Below are 19,091 nucleotides of genomic sequence, written 5' to 3' on the forward strand. Positions count from 1 at the left end.
CCAAAGACCGGACTCGACCTCACACCGCGTAACCCCCGCCGTTAAAGATCTCTAGACCGCGTATCAAAGACCAAACGCCACAGTCGCACCGCTCTACCTGCTCGTCGCTGGCCAGCGTGGCCATTGCGTTCCGCTGGTATCCGTGGTTGCGCATGGAAAGCTCGACGATCCAGCGGGGCAGGTGTCCTTGGTGTGCACTTCACCGGAGGTGGCGCCGCAGTCGCGGTCTTCATCGGGGACGCAGATGGGGCCGCGAAGACGGGGAGTGACTCAGTACGACGGTGGTCATGTGGTACTCGGGAAGCGGTAGCGCCTGCGAGGCGGGCTGTCGATGCTGGTGGCGTCAGGCATGTTCAGTCACCTCTTCCTGTGGGTCCGGGATGCGCTGTCCGCGTGACTCCGCCACCCGGAGCACGTCGGTCAGGGCCTCGGCCATTCGACAGGCCAGCCAGCGGTACTCATTGGCCGACAGCGCCCGCGCCGGGGGCCAGGACTTCGCGGGCGTGCTCCAGCAGTTCTTCTCCCATGCTGAGTTGGACGGCTTCGATGCTGTCGGCGAGTGTGGACAGGTAGCCCCTGCCGTCGGTGCTCAGGTAGCACGGGCGCCCGTCTGGAGTCGTCCACGGCAATAAGCGGTGGCCGACCAAGCCCGATGCCGCGTCGTACAGTTCCCTGCGTCGCATGCGGTCCGCGTCGCTCCTGGGCTTGGTCACCGTGCACCCCTGGCTGGGTCGCTGATAGGGACACGGTGACCGTAGGAGCTGACTGTGCGTCACTCCATGCATGCGCCAGGACAGTTCTTCACGACGCAGGGTGTGCGAAGTGCTGCGCTGCGTGGTAGCTATCCGACGACGCTCAAGTAGGAGGCCATGTCGACACACGTCCGATCCTCGCTCCATCGAATCACGTCGTTGACGCACTCTTCAATCGGAAAGGCGGGGCCTGGCGAATACAGCGATCCGCCCGCCACGGGTGCCATCCGTCCAGAAAGGGTTCAGCAGGTCTCGTCCTGCCATACGAGGAACTCCCGTGGGGCCTTCCTGGAAAGCAGGTCGACAATCGGCAGCTCCGCCAAGATGCTCAGCCACGCGTCGAGCGAGTAAGCACCGCCAGGGAACCACCATTCCGCGTGGCCTCCCAGATTTTCAAGCTCCTCGTCCAAAGAATACCTGAGCTCGAACATCACTTGAAGGTAGCCCACATGCTCCCCGGAGGAATCCGCTACCTCAAGCTGCCGGACCAGGCTCAAAGAAAAGGTGGGATCCGGTAGCCATCCCGCCTTTCCATACTGAAAGAGATACCCATCTGCGTCAGGGTCGTCAGGAACGTCGAATTGAACCTCAGAAAACCTTCGTACGACGTCGAAGAACCGCCCGTTCGGAGAGTCGACTGACACTGCGCCCGCAAACATCTCACGTGCGATCTCCACCGCTCCACGCGTTTGCTTCCCCTTCAACGGCCTGCCTTTCCGTCCTGGGTATGAGAACGCACACCGGACCCGCCGGCCAGTAGCCCGGCGGCCCCTCCGGTGAAACTTCCGGCAAGGCCAGAATCGGCGCATCCAGCGAGGAGGAGGGACTCCCGATCAGCTCACCCAACAATAGAGGATGGTGGAAGCGGCCTCCGGGTCAAGGTCCAGGCCTTCATCCGCCTTCTCCTCCGCCCACCATTGGCCCAGCTCGTCGATTTGCGAGACGCAAGCCGGTGCGAGTGAGGTCACGAGGACGTCGGAGACCCTGATCACAGCAGGACCGCCGTCACTCTCGGCCATGACCTCCGGGGCTTCTTCCCGGACAAGATCTTCGAACGAACGACCACTGAGATGAGCTTCCTATTCCAGAAGCGCTGCCTCTGCGTCGAAATTCCCCAGACAAACCAAGGGAAATGAATCGTCCGGACCGGCGTCCAGCACCCCGACCGCACCGGCCCGCGGTGCCACGAAGAATTTCACGACACTACTCACGGTTCACCCCGGGATCAATTCGACGCAGGACTGAGCCCCACCGGCCTCGTGAGACCCGCCCTCTGGCGTCAGTCCTCAACTGGTTCCACTCGAATGGGTTGAGCACCACCCAGATAGAGCATGCACCCCGCGTCCTCCACATCCGAGTTCTCTGGTGGGACCACGTAGATCCCTGCGGTGGGCGCGGGGAACCAGCCGAGATTACGCGGAGGGTCATACGCCTCGTAATGACCGACGTAGAGCCTCGCCGGCGGAATGGATACCGTACAAACATCTCCCACACGGAGCTCGGACAGCTCCGGTTCCACTCGATATGGAACCCATTCCCCGTGAGAGTTTTCACCCGGGAAGGAGAATGTGCCATCCCAGCGAAAATTCGAGGAGCGGTCGATCACCCCCCACGGCCATTCCACAATAATCCGGCGCGAATGCACCGCGACCACCCGAGCACTTGCCGGCTCACAGGAGACGACGACTTCGTCGCCGATCTCAGGGATCATATCTTTTCGCCACCACCAGTTCTGGCCGCCAGTCCAGCAGACCCCCTGGCCCAACGGCGCCACGAAAGAGGTTCACGATACTAGCCAGGGTTCATCCCGGGCGGCCCAGTCGTGTCGCGGGTCGGAGTCATCGCCAGAAGCGCCTCCGGGCACAGCTCGCGGCCCACAGTACCCACACCCTCTGCCGGGAGGGCCCCGGATACCTCGGGGCCCACGGTTTCGCAGGAGGACGTACTGAGCACAGAACGCGATGCGAATGGCCCGCCGGGGATTCCAGCGGGCCATTCATGGAATGCGGCGAGCACGTCCAGATGTGCTCGCCTCACTCCAGGGTCAGGCAGCGATCGTCAATTGTTCACGACGGGGTCGCTATTCCTCTTCGTGTACCGCAGAGATGGATCGCTCCCAATATGTCAAGCGATCCTCGGAATACTTGTTCAGTACCTCCCAGACGTCGCCGATGGAAACATGCGCGGGCACGTTGGCGGACACCATGCGCTGGCGCCACAACTCACTTTCGCAGCCAATCCTGCGGAGCTCATCGCGGACCGTTTCCACCAGTTCGGCGTCTTCCGTCCAGATCGCCACCGTGGAGTTCCCCGCATCTTTCACCTTGCGGGAAAACCACAGCCGGTCGTCGCTCCGCTCGGCTCGCACCTCGTCACCCAGGCTGACGCCGGTCACGAGAAACGGGATGCTGCACAGGCGGTAGGTGTCCGGGGCGGAGGTGTCGGCACCCCAGACGCTCTCAACGTGCACGCCGGTCTGCTCCGCGATTTCAGGGTCCAGTCTGAACGCGATCTTCACGGTAGCCGTTTCCTTCACCCTGGGATCCCTCCGTTGAGGAGCAAGAGGAACTGTAGGGGCCCCATATCGCTCTTGAGCTGGTTACAGTCCCGGCATGCTACACGCCCATTGCTGGCCTCACGGGTGCCACCCATGGCCACAGGCTGCCAGTGATCCAGTTCCATCTGGAAGTGCGGAGGTTTCACACCGGTGCGCGACGGGTTCGCAATGTCCACCGGGTCTCCGCAGTAGTCACACATCAGGTAGCCGTCGTTCTCGACGAGATTGCCGTCGACGATCTCCTGGCGCACCTTCTGGGTGAACTCGCACTTGCTGGGGCGCTTCTTCTTCGACGCGTTGTGGACGAGAAGGTCGGCTTCGCCGGCTTGGACGTGGTAGGTGTGCTGACCCGCGACGGTGAGGTTGTGGACGCGCTGGGTTCGGTAGGTGTCCGAAACCGTGGTGATCTGGACCCAGGTCCCCGCGGAGGTCTGGAGCCACATTCCTGGCTCCAGCTCACCCGCTTCCGCCCACCGCCCGAAGTCGGGCAGCCAGAAGGGATGTCCGTCAGTCGCCGTGATCTTGGCGGGCTTGGCCTTTCCGTTCTTGCCGTCGGTGTCGACGGTGAGCGTGACCAGGTGCTTGACGCCGTCACCGATGATGGTGTCGACGACGGGGCGCGCCTGGAGCTCACCGGTTTCCGGGTCGGAGGCCAGAACCATTTCGCCGATCTTCAGATCCTCGATGTTCTTCGCGGATCCGTCGGCCATGACGATCTTGGTGCCGGGAACGAAGCTGTTCGGCACGGGTTCCTGTTGCGGTATCGGGCAGGAACCCCCATCCGCCTCCGCCTTCTTGCCCTTTTGGGACGAAGCGCGATGCTTCCCCTTGCCCCCGTCCTTGGGCTTGGACTTGGACTTGGGCTTGTCACCGGCCTTGGCCTTCGGCTTGGCCTTGGCGGCCTTGTTGCTGCCCTTGACCGCGTCCGCGGCCTTCGCGCCCTTCTTCGCCCACTTCGCCGCGGTCGCCGCCGCGCCCACGCCGGGAATGGCCGCGGCCATGGACAGCGCCGCGTCCTCGTAGTTGCCCTCGGCCGCGTACCAGACGCCGTTGGCGACGTCCGCGACCTCGCCGATGACCGGGACCATGCCCGCCACGTCGAGGGCCGCGTGGCCGATGTCCGAGAAGGAGATGTCGTCGAAGAAGTGGCCGTCGATCTCGACGAACGAGATCGGGTTGCCGCCCGCGAAGGCGTAGCGGTTGCCCGTGTACGGGTCGGTGGCCAGGGACATGTCGTCCAGGGCGCCGCCGTACATGTCGCGGGTCAGGAACCGGTTGAGGCCCGGGTCGTAGTTCCGGAAGCCCATGTCATAGGTGCCGGAACCGTCGTCGTAGCGGTGGGCGTTGTAGCGGTAGTTGTTGTACTGCTCCTTGTCGGGGTTCGCGGCGTCGGGCTTGTCGGCGCCGGTGAACTGCTTCTCGTCGTCGGAGCCGTAGGCCGTGTAGCCGTAGGTGGCGCGGGTGTTGCCGTCGTCCTTGGTGACGGCCTCCACGTCACCCTTGGGGTGGTAGAGGTACTGCGAGTACTCCTTCGTCGCGTCGGTGTTGTGCTTGATCTGGGTGAGCTTCTGGCCCCAGGGCGAGTACTGGTAGGACTTGGTCGCCTTGCCGGCGACCTCCTCCCGCAGCACCTTGGACTCCATGCCCAGGTAGGTGAAGAGCGTCGTCTTGCCGCTCGTCCCGGACGTGGTCTGGGACGCGGTGCGGTCGAAGGCGTCGTAGACGTACGTCGTCGACTTCGCCGACGTACCCGTACCGGCCGTGTGCTTGGCGATGCGGTCGAAGCCGTCGTACGCGTACTTCTCCTGCACCGACCCGTTCGACGAGACCGTGTCCAGGCGGCCCAGCGGGTCGTAGTTGTACGTGGCGGAGACGCCGCCGGTCGTCGTCTTCAGCAGGCGGTTGCGGTCGTACGTCGACAGCGTCTTCGCGGTGCCCATCGTCTGCTCGACGATGTTGGAGTTGCCGTCGTAGACGTACTCCTCGGTGCCCGCCGCGTCGCCGGTCTTGGTGACCTTGGCGATGCGGTCCTGCGGGTCGTAGGCGAACGTCGAGACGGTGTCCAGGTAGTCCGCCGGGTTGTCGGCGTTCATCACCTTCGCCGTGTCCTTGGAGCGGTTCCCGTTCGGGTCGTACTCCAGGTCGTGCGAGGCGACGACCGTGCCACCGCTCTTCTTCTCCACCTGCGACTTGACCGCGCCGTTGAGCCAGTAGCCGTAGTCGACGGTGTTGCCGTTGGGCTTGACCTGCTTCAGCGGCTGGCCGCGGTCGGTGTAGGTGAAGGTGGTGATCTGCTGGTTGCCGGCCGTCGGCGAGTCCGCGTTCGTGATCTTGTTGATCATGTCGCGGACGTCGTACTCGGACTTCGACCACGTCACGTCGTGCGTGGTCGTCACCGGGTTGCCGTTGGCGTCGTAGGTCAGCGCGGTGGTGTTCTTCACCGTGCTGCCGAGCTTCTCCTCGACCTTGGACAGCTGGTTCAGCTCGTCGTAGGTCATCGTGTACGCGTCGGCCTTGGCGCCCGGCGAGAGGTCCTTGACCTCCGACAGCAGACCGTTGACGTCGTAGCGGTAGGTGAAGTCCTTCTTCTCGTTGTCGACGTCACCCGCGTTCGAGCGGACGAGCTTCACGCCGTCGGCGACGACCGTGCCGTCGGCCGCGTCCGTGAGCGTGATCTTCTGGGTGCCGGACTCCGTGAAGGAGTACGAGCCCAGCGAGACCCACTCGCCCTTGCGCTGCGTCTGGTTGACCGGCTTGGTGACCGAACCGGACGCGTGCGTGATCTGGTACGGGGCGTTGGTCGCCGCGCCGGTCACGTCACCGTGCCGGACGAAGACCTCGTACGAACCGTCCTGCGGGATGGTCAGCTGCCACGTGAAGGACGACAGGCCCAGGCCCTTGGGGGCGGTACGGGTGTCGTAGCCCCACTGGCCGGTGGCCGTGGACGTGGACCACGTGCCCTGCGAGGCCGTGTTGTGGACGTCGGAGGAGTCGACGACCACGACCTGGCTGCCGACGGGGATACCGTCGTCGGAGCGGGCCTTCTGGTTGCCGGACGGGTAGAAGTCCCACGTCATCGTCCGCTGCGACGAGCCACCGGCCGAGGTCAGCGTGTTCTTCGTCTGCTGGCCCAGGTTGTTGTAGTCGTACGTCGTGGTGATGTCGAACGGGTCCTGCGCGGACTTCGTCCAGCCGTTGTCGTAGTAGGTGTAGTGGGTGTCGTTGCGGACCGTCTGCCCCTGGGACGGCGGCGCGGAGACCCGCTGCAGCTGGCCGACCGCGTCGTAGAAGAAGAGCGTCTTGTCCGGGGTGTTGTAGCGGGTGTCGTCCTTGTCGAAGGGGCGGAGCTGCTCCTTGACCCGGTTCAGCTCGTCGTAGATCGTCTCGGACGTGTAGTCGGTCGCGTCGTCCGTCGTTTCGACGCCGCGCGGGCTGATCTCCTTGGTCTTGTTGCCGACCTCGTCGTACTCCAGCCTGGTCGTCCGGTAGGTGATGTTCCCCGAGCCGTCCTTGGAGTACGGGACCTTCACCTCCTTGGTCAGGCCACGCCGGTCGAAGACCATCTCGGTCGTGTTGCCCTCGGCGTCCGTCGACTTGTCGACGCGCCCGTCGAGGTCGTAGTTGACGGTGGTGAACGTGCCGGCGGCGTCGATCGTCTTGGTGACCCGGTGGTTCAGGTCGTAGACGTACTTCGTCGTGTAGTCGGCCGTGTCGGCGGTGGCGTTCTTCTTGGGGTCGACGACGGTGACCAGGTTGCCGACGTTGTCGTACTGGCTGGAGACCTTGTCGCCCTTGGCGTTGACCACCGAGACCGGCTGGTAGATCTCGTCGTACGTGTACGTGGTGGTGTAGTCGCCGACCGTCGCCGTCAGGTTGCCCTTGGGCTCGGTGACCGTCTTGACGTTGCCGACCTTGTCGTACGTGGTGGTCGTGCGCCGCTCGTCGTCGGTGTCGAGGTCCTTCGGGGCGAGCGTGGCGGTGACCTGGTCGGCCGCGTCGTACACGGACGAGGACTCCGCGCCGTTCGGCGAGAAGACCTTCACCATGTTGTTGTTGGCGTCGTACACCGGCGCCGGGGTGGTGATGAAGACACCCGCCGCCTGGTCCTTCGGCTGCTTCTGCTCCAGCGGGCGGCCGAAGTAGTCGTACGTCTGGGTGACCTTGGCACCCTTGGCGTTGACGACCTCGGTGGTGTTGCCGCGCTCGTCGTAGACGAAGGTCGTGACGTTGTTCAGCGCGTCAGTGATCTTCTTCGGGTAGCCGGCCGGGCCGAAGTCCGCGTAGAGCGTCGCGTGGCCGTTGGCGTCGGTCTGCTTGGTGGGCTGGCCGTACCCGTCGTACTCCGTCGCCGCCGTGTAGTCACCGGCGGTCGTCGTGGCGACGCCCTCCGGGTCCGTCACGGACGTCTGGTTGCCGAACTGGTCGTAGCCGAACTCCCAGGTGTTGCCGAGGGGGCTCGTCTTGCGCCACAGGTCGGCGGAGTAGCCGTCGAGCCGCGTCGTGTACTCGAACTTCGTCGCCTTGTCCGGGTACGAGGCCGGGTTGCAGTAGTCCGTGGGGTTGAACTGGGTCCAGGACTTGGTGACCTCGGCGTCCCACTGGCGCAGCGGGTAGCCCGTCTTCGCGTCGTAGCAGTACGCGGTCTTGGCGCCGTTGGCCTCCTCCATGTAGACGACGTTGTTGTCGGCGTCCCAGCTCATCTTGCTGGTCTGCGCCTTGGCGTTCGTCATCTGCACGGGACGGCCGAAGTCGTCCAGGACGTGGTCCGTGGCGCGCAGCTCGGCGTCGGTGACCTTGGTGTCGATGAACTTCGGGTTCGCCGTGTTCGGCTTGTAGGCGAAGTTCGTGGCACCGCCCAGGCGGTCGGTGATGGTCTGGGTCCACCAGTGGTACTTCGGGTCGTCGCCCTCCTTGGGGTAGTAGTACGCCAGGGAGGTCGCGTTGCCGCGCGGGTCGGTGGCCTTGACCAGCTTGACGTTCTTCATGCCCTGCGTCGCGTCGTAGGTGAACGCGAAGACCTTGGGCTGCGAGGACGCCTCACCGTCGACGACCTGCCCGAGCAGACCCGTGTCGGTGTAGTAGAACGAGATCTTCCGGCCCGAGATGTCCGTCATGGACTTCACGTGGTCGTAGATGTCGGGGTCGTTCAGGCTGGTGCCGGAGACCTTGGCACCCGTGTCGTTGATGTACTGGTAGCTCGCGTCACCCTTCTTGTAGTAGTCGAGGGTGAGCGTCTGACGGCCGGCCGGGTCCGTGATGTACGCCAGGAACTTGGTCGGCTTGTTCTTGGACCTGCGCTCCTCGTACGTGAACGTCTGCGTGTTGCCGTCATTGTCGACCGCCGACGTCATGTAGCCGTCGCAGCCGAAGAGGAACCGCGTCCCGTCCGGGCGCGTGAGCGTCCAGGCGTCGGGGACCGGGTCCTTGGTCGGCTTGCAGTCCAGGTTCGCCTTGGGCGTGACCTTGAAGTGGACGCCCGCCGGAGCCAGCCAGCTGCCGTCCGCCTGCTTGCGGAAGGTGTGCGTGGTGCCGTCGCCGTCCGGGAGCCTGATCTCGGTCGGGTTCGTGTTCGGGTGGAAGTCCAGCGGCGCGCCGAGCCGGGTCGGGCCGGAGACCTGCGCGGACCAGCCGTGACCGAGGACGGTGTCGGAGGTGTCCAGGGTGTTGTACGCCAGGCGCGCGAAGGTGTTCAGGCCACGGCCCGGGTTGTTGATGGCGTTGTACTGCCAGACGCTGTTGCCGGCCGCCACGTTGTTCATCAGCGACGAGCCCGCGCCGGTGTTCTTGCCCGAGTACGAGTAGAACTTCTCCAGGCCCAGCTGGTTGGAGGTCGGGTCCTCGATCGCCACGTTCTGCTTCAGCGGCGGGATGCCGCCGGTGCCGGCGGACAGCCAGGTGCCGTCGGCGACCTTGCGGACGTCCCAGCCCAGCACGTACTCGCGGCGCTTGTTGCCCGAGTCCGAGTTGATGGCCGTGTTGACCTGGGCCTGGATCGTGGCGGACTTGCCCGGCAGCAGCGCCGGGATCGCCGTCTTGAGCTGGTTGCCGCCCGTGGTGACGTCCGTTCCGTCCGGGAGCTTCCAGGTGTAGGACAGTTCCCGCTCACCGGCCGCCCACGCGGTGGCGGTGGTGTTGGTGACCGTGAAGTCCACCGTGTAGGTGGAGTTCGGGGTCATCCGGGCCGGGGTCGTCGGCGCGTAGTACGTGTCCTCGGTGGTCGCGTCGACGTAGATGACCCGCATGTACGGGCGCAGCTGCGGGTCGGCGGCCTCGGCCGACAGGAACAAGGTGCGCTCCTGGGGGCCGGTGGTGGACTCGTCCTTCAGCCTGACGGCCACGCCCTTGTTGCTGGCGGGGGTCTTGACCCAGGACTTCATCAGTCCGGTGGCGTCCCACCAGTGGCGGCCGACTTCGTCGGTGATCTGCGGGACGGTGTCGGCGACGGTCGCCGACATGTCGCCGCCCGGCGTCGTCCAGGCGGTGGTGGCGTTGGCGTTGTTCCAGGTCGCCGTCGTCTCGTCGAAATCGCGGGTCAGCGAGTGGAGCTCGTAGACGGCGCCGTTCGTCTCGCTGGTGGTCTCCGCGCCCCACATGTAGAACGTGTTCTCCAGCACCGTGGCGGTGGTGGGGATGTCGCTGGTGGGGAACTTCAGCACGGCACGGGTCTTGCCGTACGTGGAGGAGTTGTTGCCCACGCTCAGCCAGGTCTGCCCGATGTCCCAGGACTTGATCTTGTCCTGGTTGGTGGTGGGCTGGGCGGAGGAGAGGGTGGTGTCGGTCTGGCCCGCCTGGATGATCTTCATCGTCCGGCCGGCCTTGGGGATACCGACGACCCGGGTCGGGGAGCCGAGCAGCTCGCCGCCCTTGGTCTTGACCGCCAGCTGGTAGTAGTACGACTTGCCGATCTCGGCGGTGCTGGAGTCGGGGGTGGGGACGGCGGTGGTGTCGGTGTACGTCGTCGCGCTCGCCGGGATGGGGGCGATCAGCGTGGCGGCGGACGGGGTGAAGACCTGCTGCGTGGAGCGGTGCAGCTGGTACTCGACGATGTCCAGACCGCTGTCACCGGTGGTGTTGCTGTACTTGGCCCACGACAGCTCCGGACCGGTGGAGTGCACCACGGTAGGCGAGTTCAGCGCGGCGCCGACCTTGCCGTAGGTGACGGTCAGGCGCGGGTAGGTGGAGGTCTCACCGCCGTAGTCGTTGCCGTCGGCCGCCTCGTAGCGCGGACCGCCGGTCAGGGCGGTCGACGACTCGTCGGTGGCCTTCAGCACGAAGCCGTGGTTCGTGGCGGTACCCGAGACCCACTTCTGGACGGTGTCGGCGACCGGGAACTTGTGCCACTGGTTGTACTCGCCCTTGTTCTTCACGATCGTGGCCGGGTTCACCAGCCGGACCGCGTCGGCGAGGGTACGGGTGGTGGCAGAACCCGTGTCACCCAGGACGACCTTGCCCGCGGTGCCCTTGGAGAACCAACGCTGGGTGGAATCCAGCGTCTTCCACGTGGCACCGGTCCCGGTCTGGTTGACCGTGTAGCTGTTGGTGCCGTCCCGGTGGGTGACGGTGTACGGCGCGGCCGTGGCCGCGTCGGAGGCGGCCGGATAATGCACGTCGACGCGGTAGCTCGCGGTCTCCGGCACCTTCGGCTGCCAGGTGTACGTCTCACCGGTCGCGGTGTTCTTGTTGTACGCGTAGTCGCCGCTGATGGCCGCGCTCGTGGAGCCCTTGGGCCACTCGCCGACCGCCGCCGTGCCCGCGTCGCCGTCGTCCTGCTGGACGCTGGTCCCCGACAGCTCACCCACCAGGGTGCTGGTGTTGGACCAGGTCGCCGTCGACTCCGCCCACGAGCCGGTCGCCCGGTAGGCGCCGATGGTGACGTCGTTGCCGTTGGTGGTGTGCGCCTGGTCGAAGTACATTTCCAGGCGGGCGGTGTCGATGTCGACACCCGCCGGGATCTCATCGATCGGGAACTTGATCAGCGAGCGGGCGGTCCCGGTGTCCGTCTTGCCTGCCGACAGCTTCCAGGTGGTGTTGAAGTTCACCCCGGGCTGGTCGGACAGCACCATCGCGTCCTGCGACTGCGACGCATTCGGCGTGACCGTGATCGTCGGATCGATGACGACCGGATACTGCCGCTCCTTCGCCGCCAGCCAGGAGGCGTCCGGAGTGACCGTCAGCGTCCAGCCCTTGCCGTTCTTGGCGCGGGTGAGCTTCTGGGTGACCTGGGTGCTGTACGTGCCACCGGTCGGCGACAGCGTGTCCTTCTTCGCGTCCGTCATGTACGGCGCGGGGATCACCATCACCGGCGTCTGCGGTGCCTCACCGAACAGCGCGATGGAGCCGTCCTTGCGTACCTCGGGCGTCAGGCCCTCGGTGTCGAGGGTGAAGGTGAACTTCACCGGTCCGGCCGGGCGCTCGGCCAGGACGATGTTCTCCTTGACCTGGCCGGCACCGACGACGTACTCCAGGTCGGCCCCCGGCACCGCGCCCTTGTAGGTGACGGTGGCGCCCTTCGCCTCCGGCTTCAGCGCCGCCTTCGCGCCATGGAGGCCCAGCGTGACCGAACGGCCGTCGGGAGCCTCGTACCGCAGCAGCTTGTCGGGGCTCGTAACGAATGAACTGCGGGCGCTGTTGGTGGTGTTGGCGAAACCCTGGGCGGTGGGCTTGACCGCCGGGTCGATCGTCTTCCACGACGAGCCCGAACGGTACGACGTCGGCACCGCCGACAGCTCCGCCTGCACCCGCCCGTCCGACAGCTGCCAGAACCGCGCCTGCGACGTACGCCGCTCGGTCAGCTCCTTGACCCGCTTCGGCTCGGGCAGCGCCTGGCCCCTGGGCAGCTTTTCGCGGCTGGGTATCTCCAGCTTCCCGCCCTCGGGCGGTGCCGCCGCGGACTGCTCCTCGTCGTCCGAGAACCAGCCCGCGATGGTGTCGACGACGCCCTTGTCGTCACCATCGCCCGGCGCTCCCGGCGGAGCCGCGTAGGCGAGCTGCGGCAGTAGCGTGCCCGCCACCGCCGCCGCCACCAAACAGGAGACGTATCTCCTGTACGGAATCTTCACATCGATGCCTTTCGCAATGCGCCCATTTCGGCGCATGCGAAATGGGCACACGGAACGAGTCGGCCGGAGGTTTCCGGACCGGCTTTGCATACTGCGGCGTGATTTCTAATCAGGTACCTGAAGGTAAGTCAACCGTTCGGACAATCGGGACACTTCGGGACCGAAATGGGCGCCCATACGCCCGATTTTTCCGGTCGCTCGCGCCGGGCCGGGCGGCTGGTGTATAACCGCCCGGTTCCGCACCGAACTCATTTCACGGAAAGCCGCACTCCCATGGCATCCAGCACGGAATCCGAAAAGCCCGGCCCGGACCGGCGCGGTCCCGACCGGCGCGGTCTGGCGATCGCCGGTGCCGTCCTGCTCGCCTGCGGCGGTCTCGTCGGCTACGGGGTCCTGAACACCGAGGACCGGCCCGCGCCACGGGCCGTGCCGACCGCCGAGGTGACCTACGAGGTCACCGGGACCGGCACCGTCGAAATCTCGTACGCGGGGGGCACCACAAACGGCACGGCGGCGATCGAGAAGGCCGTCACCCTTCCCTGGAAGAAAACGGTCCAGGTGCCGGTCGGTTCCTCACCGAGCATCGGCATCATCCTCAACGGGAAGGGCGGCGAGGCCGGTTGCACGCTCGCCGTCCGAGGCAAGCACGTACAACGCGCCACCGCTTCGGGTACATACGGGCGCGCCACGTGCACCGGCCCCCAACTGACCGCGAAAAAGCCGTAAACAATAAAAAAGCGAATTCTCGGCACGACTTTTCTGAGGAGTGGGGCATTTGAGCCCGCGACGCAAAGCGCACGCGTACAAACCTCTGAGCATGAAACGCAGAACCTGGCTGACTCTCGCTGCCGTGGTGGCCGGCGGCGCGGGGATGGTCACCGTCGCCGTCGCCGGTCCCGGCGACGGGCCGGCCAAGGGCCCGGCCGAGCGGCCGGCGAAGCTGCGGACGCTGGGGCTCGGCGAGGGCAAGGCCGGCGAGCGGACGCTGCCGAGCACCGAGACCGAGGAGTTCTCGCTCATCGGGATCGGCTGGGGCGACGCGAAGACCCGGGTGACGGGCGACGCCAGGGTACGTACCCGGGACGCCGTGACCGGCAAGTGGACCGACTGGAAGCCGCTGGACCTGGACTCCCACCTCCCCGACGGCGCGGAGGTCCCCGAGCGCGGGGCGTCCGAGCCCACCTGGGTCGGCCCCTCCACCGCCGTCCAGGTCAAGGTGACGTCCGGCAAGGCGCTGCCCAACGACCTGAAGCTGCACCTGGTCGACCCGGGCGTCACCGCCGCCGAGTCGGCGAACGGGGCGGCCCTGCCGAAGGGCCGTGAGGCGGAGCCCACCCTCGCGGCCGAGAACGCGGCGTACGCGGTCGAGGAGACCACCGAGCCGGTTCCGGCGGACACGGCGACGGCGACGACGACCGCTCCGGCGACGACCGAGCCGACCGCCTCGGCCACCGCCACCGCAACGGAGACCACGCCGGCGCCCACGGAGACGACACCCACCGCGACGCCGACACCGACGCCCACCGCGACCGTTCCCGTCCCGCCGCCGTCCACCGTCAACCGGCCGCCGATCATCTCGCGCGCCGAGTGGGGCGCCGACGAGTCGATCGTCGACGACCCGCCGGAGTACCTGGACAAGATCCAGGCGGTGTTCATCCACCACACCGTCGACACCAACAACTACAGCTGCGCCCAGTCCCCCGCCATGGTCCGCGCGATCATGACTTACCACGTGAAGACCGAGGGCTGGAACGACCTGGGCTACAACTTTCTCGTCGACAAGTGCGGCCGGGTCTTCGAGGGCCGTGGCGGCGGCGTCGACCTGCCGGTCAAGGGCGCGCACACGTACGGCTTCAACAGCTACTCCACCGGTATCGCCTTCCTCGGCGACTTCGAGGGCGACGCCGCCGCCGGCAAGCCGGCCGGGATGCCGACCCGGGCCGCGCTGGAGTCGGCCGCCCGCGTCGCCGCCTGGAAGCTCGGCCAGTACGGCGGCAACCCGCAGGGCAAGGTCACGCTGACCGCCCAGGGCAACACCGGCGTGTGGGACGAGGGCGAGAGCGCCACGCTCAACGTCGTCTCCGGTCACCGGGACGCCTTCGCGACCGCTTGCCCCGGCCGCAACCTGTACTCCGAGCTGTCCGACATCCGCGCCTTCGCCGCCGGCCCGGGCCGCAACTCGGCGGTCCCCGCCGACGACATAGACCGTGACGGCATCACCGACCTGGTCGCCCCGCTGCCCAAGTACGCGTCCGGCGCGGGCCAGGTGAAGGTGGTGCGCGGCACCACCGACGGGCCGAGCCTCACCTCGCGCCTCACCATCGACCAGAACAGCACCGGCGTCCCGGGCGACAACGAGGCGTCCGACGCCTTCGGCACGGCGACCGCGTACGGCGACTTCAACGGTGACGGGTACGCGGACCTGGCGGTCGGCGCGCCCGGCGAGGACGACGAGTCGGGCCACACGGACACCGGTTCGGTCACCGTCCTCAATGGGCCGAAGCTCGACACCGGCACCTCGTACATGACCTCGCCCGCCTACCGCGTCAACGGCGACAAGCTGGGCACCGCCGTCACCATGGGCGACTTCAACGCCGACGGCAAGGCCGACGTGCTGTCGGTCGCGCCCGGCATCCCGGGCCGATGGTGGGTGTTCGAGTCGAAGAACGCCGCCTACCCGACGAAGGCCGGATACCTGAGCGACAAGGCCAACACCTCGGTGGTGTCCTTCGCGTCCGCCGCGAGCGGCGACTTCAACAAGGACGGGTACGCGGACGCCGCGATCACCTACCGCGACTCCTCCGGCGTCGGCCGGATCGTCGCCCTGAAGGGCTCGGCGAACGGCCTGGAGCGGATCGGCGTCCTCTACCCGCGCGGCGGCCGCTCGCTCGCCGCGGGCGACATCAACGGCGACGGGTACGACGACCTCGCGATCGGCCAGCCCAACGCCACCGAGTCGGGCCACACCGCCACCGGCGGCGCGGTCGCCCAGGTGCTGGGCTCCGCCACCGGCCTGACGGCCACCGGCCGGGCCACGTTCCAGCAGAACTCCACCGGTGTACCCGACACCGACGAGTCCGGCGACACGATGGGCGCGTCCGTCGCGATCGGTGACGTCAACCTCGACGGGTACGGGGACGTCCTGACCGGCCTGCCGGGCGAGGACCTGACGCGGGGCGGGGTGAACCAGGCCAACGCCGGGCAGGTCATCCTGCTGCGCGGCTCGTCCACCGGAATGACGGCCACCGGCTCGGTCGCGTACTCCCAGGACACCACCGGGGTGCCCGGTGACTCGGCCCCGAACGAGCGGCTCGGCGCGGCGGTCGTGCTGACCGACCTGTCCGGTTACGGCCGGGCGGACCTGGCGCTCGGCGCGGATGGCGAGTCGGCCAACAACGGCGTGATCCTCCAGCTGGACAACAGCAGCACGTCCGGCGTGGTCCCGTCGTCCGGCATCTACTACGGCGTCAACAGCCTGGGGGCCGGAACGGGCCTGAACATCGGCCGCCTGCTCGCGCCCTGAGCCGTCGACGTACGGTCACGCGCCGCGTTCGCGGCGCGAGACCACGGCCCGCAGCACCCGCCGGGCCTCGGCCGACACCTCCAGTACCGGCCGGAGCCCGGCGGCGGGCGGGCCGTCGGACGGTGTGCCGGCGAGGAACTCCAGGATCCGCACCTGGCGCCGTTCCTCGGCCTCCACCAGCGGCCCGCCGCCGAGCTGTTCGTGCAGCTCCAGCGCGGTGAGCGAGCACGCCTCCGCCCATGCGCGCAGCGCCGCCCCGTCCCACTCGGACGGGGCGGCGCCGAGCATTTTCCGTACGAGTACGGCGGAGTCGGCGTCGTCGGTCTCCTCCAGCGTCGCCCGTACCTCCCCCAGCCGCTCGGCCCAGCCCGCCCCGCCCTCGGCCACGCTCTGCCACAACGGGCGGAGGAGGTCGTCGGGCGCGGGGTCGAGCAGGGGAAGGCAGCGGTCGAGGCAGGCCAGCGCGGAGGCGGCCAGCCCCCGTTCGCCGGCCTCGGCGATCAGTTCCTGCGCGCTCTGACTCATGGACGTCTCCCGTCGCGGACGCGTACTCCCCTTACTGCGCCGCTTGGCCGGAATTCGTCACTGCGTGTGGCCGGAACCCATTGGTTCTGCGACGGCCGGGACCGGTCCGCGCATGGCCTTGGCGTGCTGCATCGCCGTCAGCCGGCGGACGACGAGGATGGCGCACAGGGCGGCCGCGACGCTCACGGCGTCGGCGACCACCAGCAGTTGTGTGGCACCCACGATTTCGTGGAACGTGTCGGCCTTGTCGTACGCCATCCCCGCTCCCCGCCCGAGGAGAGCCGTCAGGAGCCACAGCGTCCACCACACGTGGAGGACGGTGGCGCGTTGGTCCTTCGCCGGGGGCCCGTAGGGGTCATGCGTGCTCGCCAGCCAGCTCTCGCGGGCGATGCGGCGCGGCATCCACAGGTTCATGACGGGGACGAACCAGCCGCCGATGGCCCATCCCGCCCCACTGGTCAGCACGTCGGGGGCGAAGACGGCGGCGTTCACGCGCACGCGGTGGAGCCAGACGATGAAGACGACGGCGGTCGCGACCAGCGACAGCACCTGGAGCCTGCCCGCCCATGCCATGAGCAGGTCCGCCCGCTCGGCTCCGGACACCGGCCCCTCCCAGTGGCCCGCAGCCACGTCGCGGGCGAACCGGTGCATATGGACGTCGGCGAAGACCGCGAACAGGTCCACGACGATCACGACGCACAGCAGGGCGACGACGGCGCGACCGAGGCCCACTGGTGAGCGGAGGAAGGGCCCGGCGGCGCCTGCGGGCGCTGGGGGCGGGGGCGCGACGGACGCCGGCGGCGCCGGCCGCGGCCCGGCGGCGGGCGCCGTCACCGCGCAGGCGTCGCAGAGACCCTCTCCGGTCGAGGCAGTGTTCATCCCGCAGTCGGTGCACAGCATGGCCGAGCGGATCCCCCGTAGTCACGTCATGTACGCGACCGGTCGCGGCCGCCCGCGCACCGTATCCCAGCCGCCGGTCACCTTCAGCCGCCGGTCAGCCGGTCCGCGAGTGCCCGGAAGTCCTCCCAGGTCAGCTGCGGCCTGGCCGGGTCCCACAGTTTCTGGGCGACCGCCCGCAGCGGCATCCGGATGCCGTTCGCCACCTGATCGGCCGTCTGGGAGTTCGCCAGGTCGCACCAGACGGCGAACCGGCCGCCGAGGATCTGGTCCGCGTACCGCTCCGGCACCGCCGACGAGCCGCGCAGCACCAGCGGCGTCCACTCCTGGTAGATGCGGCGGCCGGTGGGATACGTGAACTGGTTCGGCTCGCCGAGCACGTAGTAGAGGTACTCGTCGTTGAGGTTCACCACCTGGCGGCCCTCGCGCAGGTACTCGACCGGCTCCCGCGCGCCGATCTCCTTGCCCGTCCAGTACTCGACCTCGATGTCCTTGTGGGGGTTCACCGCGCCCCCGGCGAAGAAGCCGTCGTTCCATGCCTTGGCCTTCTTCTTCTCGCCGCTGACGACGGCCGCGCGGTCGTTCAGCCAGCCGGTCGCCAGGTCCTCGACGCCCGCGCCCTGGCCGTACTTCTGCCGCGCGGCCCGGGCGAGCTGCGGGTAGGAGGCGGCCGGGTCGCGCACGGTCAGTGCCTGGTACTCGTCGGCGCCGATGTGGAACCAGGGGCCGGGGAACAGGTCCGCGTACTCGCGCAGCAGGTCGTCGACGATCCGCGCCGACTCCGGCTTGGAGATGTCGATGGCGCCCTGCCGGGGCGTGCCCTGGACGTTGCGCAGCTGGAGCTGCGGGTGCGCCCGCAGGACGGCACCGAGGTGTCCGGGCGAGTCGATCTCGGGGACGACGCTGATGTGCAGCCGGTTCGCGAGCGCCACGATGCGGCGTACCTCGGCCTTGGTCAGGTGCGGCCGGGAGACCACCTCGGGGTGGGAGCTGGACTCGATACGGAAGGCCTGGTCGTCCGAGAAGTGCAGGCCGAGCTGGTTGAGCTTGAGGTCGGCCATGTCGCGCAGCCGGTCCTCGATCCAGGCCGCGCTGAAGTGCTTGCGGGCGATGTCAAGGTTCAGGCCGCGCTGCGGCTTGGCGGGCCGGTCGCGGATGACGCCCTCCGGCACGGCGCCGCCGGAGCGGAGCGCCTGCTTGACGGTCCGGGTGCCGTAGAAGACCCCGGCCTGGTCCGGCGCGGATATCCGTACCCGTCCGCCCCGGGTGGTCAGGGTGTACGACTCGGGCCCGCCGGCCTGCCCGGTGTTCAGCGCCAGCTCGATGTCGCCCGTGCGGGCGGCGGCCTCGCCGCGGTACGCCGTCTTCAGCTCCCCGGCGAGCAGCCTGGCCTCGTCCGCGAGGACGCCGCTGCCCTTGGCGACGACGACCGCGCTGCCGCCGCCGGGCCGCCAGCCGGGGCCGCGGGCGGGTTCGTGCTCGCGTACGGAGGGGATGGTGCGGGGCGGGGTGGAGAGCGGATACGTCCGTGTGGGTGATGGAGTCGGCGACGCCTCGGGTGTCGTGGCCCGGGGGGTGGTGGCCTTCGGGGTGGTGGCCGCCGGAGTCGTCGCGGTGCCGGGCGCCGCGGTGCCCAGGTCGCCGTCGCCGCCGTTCCCGCAGCCCGCGACCGTGAGGGAGAGCACCACGGCCGCGACGAGACCCCCTGTGGAATGCCGGTTCACGCGCTTACCTCCGTCCATGGGCGGTCCATGGGTGTACGGAAACTCTCCCTTCCG

Annotated in this window: 10 protein-coding genes and 1 pseudogene; 2 read left to right on the plus strand and 9 right to left on the minus strand. The window is 67.8% G+C overall.

Annotated features, from left to right (window positions below):
• Positions 1 to 343: 343 nt before the first annotated feature.
• From BKD26_RS11325 to BKD26_RS11345, 6 genes and pseudogenes are all read right to left on the minus strand, one after another.
• Positions 344 to 683, minus strand: a pseudogene (locus BKD26_RS11325) (hypothetical protein).
• Between the two features lie 311 nt (positions 684 to 994).
• Positions 995 to 1,429: a hypothetical protein gene (locus BKD26_RS39740; RefSeq protein ID WP_143662637.1), complete on the minus strand. Its 435-nt coding sequence runs from the start codon at positions 1,427 to 1,429 to the stop codon at positions 995 to 997.
• Between the two features lie 156 nt (positions 1,430 to 1,585).
• Positions 1,586 to 1,771 carry a hypothetical protein gene (locus BKD26_RS11335; protein WP_084897737.1) on the minus strand — a complete coding sequence of 62 codons (186 nt, stop codon included), beginning with the start codon at positions 1,769 to 1,771 and terminating at the stop codon, positions 1,586 to 1,588.
• A gap of 260 nt (positions 1,772 to 2,031) precedes the next feature.
• Positions 2,032 to 2,463: a hypothetical protein gene (locus BKD26_RS39745; protein WP_143662638.1), complete on the minus strand. Its 432-nt coding sequence runs from the start codon at positions 2,461 to 2,463 to the stop codon at positions 2,032 to 2,034.
• Between the two features lie 369 nt (positions 2,464 to 2,832).
• Entirely contained in the window at positions 2,833 to 3,270 is a 438-nt protein-coding gene (locus BKD26_RS11340) for a DUF4265 domain-containing protein (RefSeq protein WP_179166505.1), read from the minus strand.
• A 14-nt stretch (positions 3,271 to 3,284) separates the two neighbouring features.
• Entirely contained in the window at positions 3,285 to 12,404 is a 9,120-nt protein-coding gene (locus tag BKD26_RS11345) for a DNRLRE domain-containing protein (RefSeq protein WP_084897739.1), read from the minus strand.
• A 237-nt stretch (positions 12,405 to 12,641) separates the two neighbouring features.
• Between BKD26_RS11345 and BKD26_RS11350 the strand changes: the two genes are divergently transcribed.
• The gene (locus BKD26_RS11350) at positions 12,642 to 13,094 is read left to right on the plus strand and encodes a hypothetical protein (RefSeq protein ID WP_241518605.1); all 453 of its coding nucleotides are present in this window, start codon (positions 12,642 to 12,644) and stop codon (positions 13,092 to 13,094) included.
• 91 nt (positions 13,095 to 13,185) lie between these two features.
• Positions 13,186 to 15,891, plus strand: coding sequence for an N-acetylmuramoyl-L-alanine amidase (locus BKD26_RS11355; protein WP_179166506.1), 2,706 nt, complete (start codon positions 13,186 to 13,188; stop codon positions 15,889 to 15,891).
• Between the two features lie 15 nt (positions 15,892 to 15,906).
• Here BKD26_RS11355 and BKD26_RS11360 read toward each other — a convergent pair whose 3' ends face one another.
• The 3 genes from BKD26_RS11360 to BKD26_RS11370 all read right to left on the minus strand — a co-directional run bounded on the left by BKD26_RS11360 (position 15,907) and on the right by BKD26_RS11370 (position 19,037).
• Positions 15,907 to 16,416: a hypothetical protein gene (locus tag BKD26_RS11360; protein WP_084897741.1), complete on the minus strand. Its 510-nt coding sequence runs from the start codon at positions 16,414 to 16,416 to the stop codon at positions 15,907 to 15,909.
• A 57-nt stretch (positions 16,417 to 16,473) separates the two neighbouring features.
• Complete coding sequence (locus tag BKD26_RS11365) at positions 16,474 to 17,295, minus strand: DUF4328 domain-containing protein (RefSeq protein ID WP_084897994.1); 822 nt, start codon at positions 17,293 to 17,295, stop codon at positions 16,474 to 16,476.
• A 104-nt stretch (positions 17,296 to 17,399) separates the two neighbouring features.
• Positions 17,400 to 19,037 carry a glycoside hydrolase family 20 protein gene (locus BKD26_RS11370; protein ID WP_241518606.1) on the minus strand — a complete coding sequence of 546 codons (1,638 nt, stop codon included), beginning with the start codon at positions 19,035 to 19,037 and terminating at the stop codon, positions 17,400 to 17,402.
• Positions 19,038 to 19,091 lie beyond the last annotated feature (54 nt).

This window comes from Streptomyces sp. CB03238 (genome assembly GCF_002099185.1).
Taxonomy (GTDB): Bacteria; Actinomycetota; Actinomycetes; order Streptomycetales; family Streptomycetaceae; genus Streptomyces.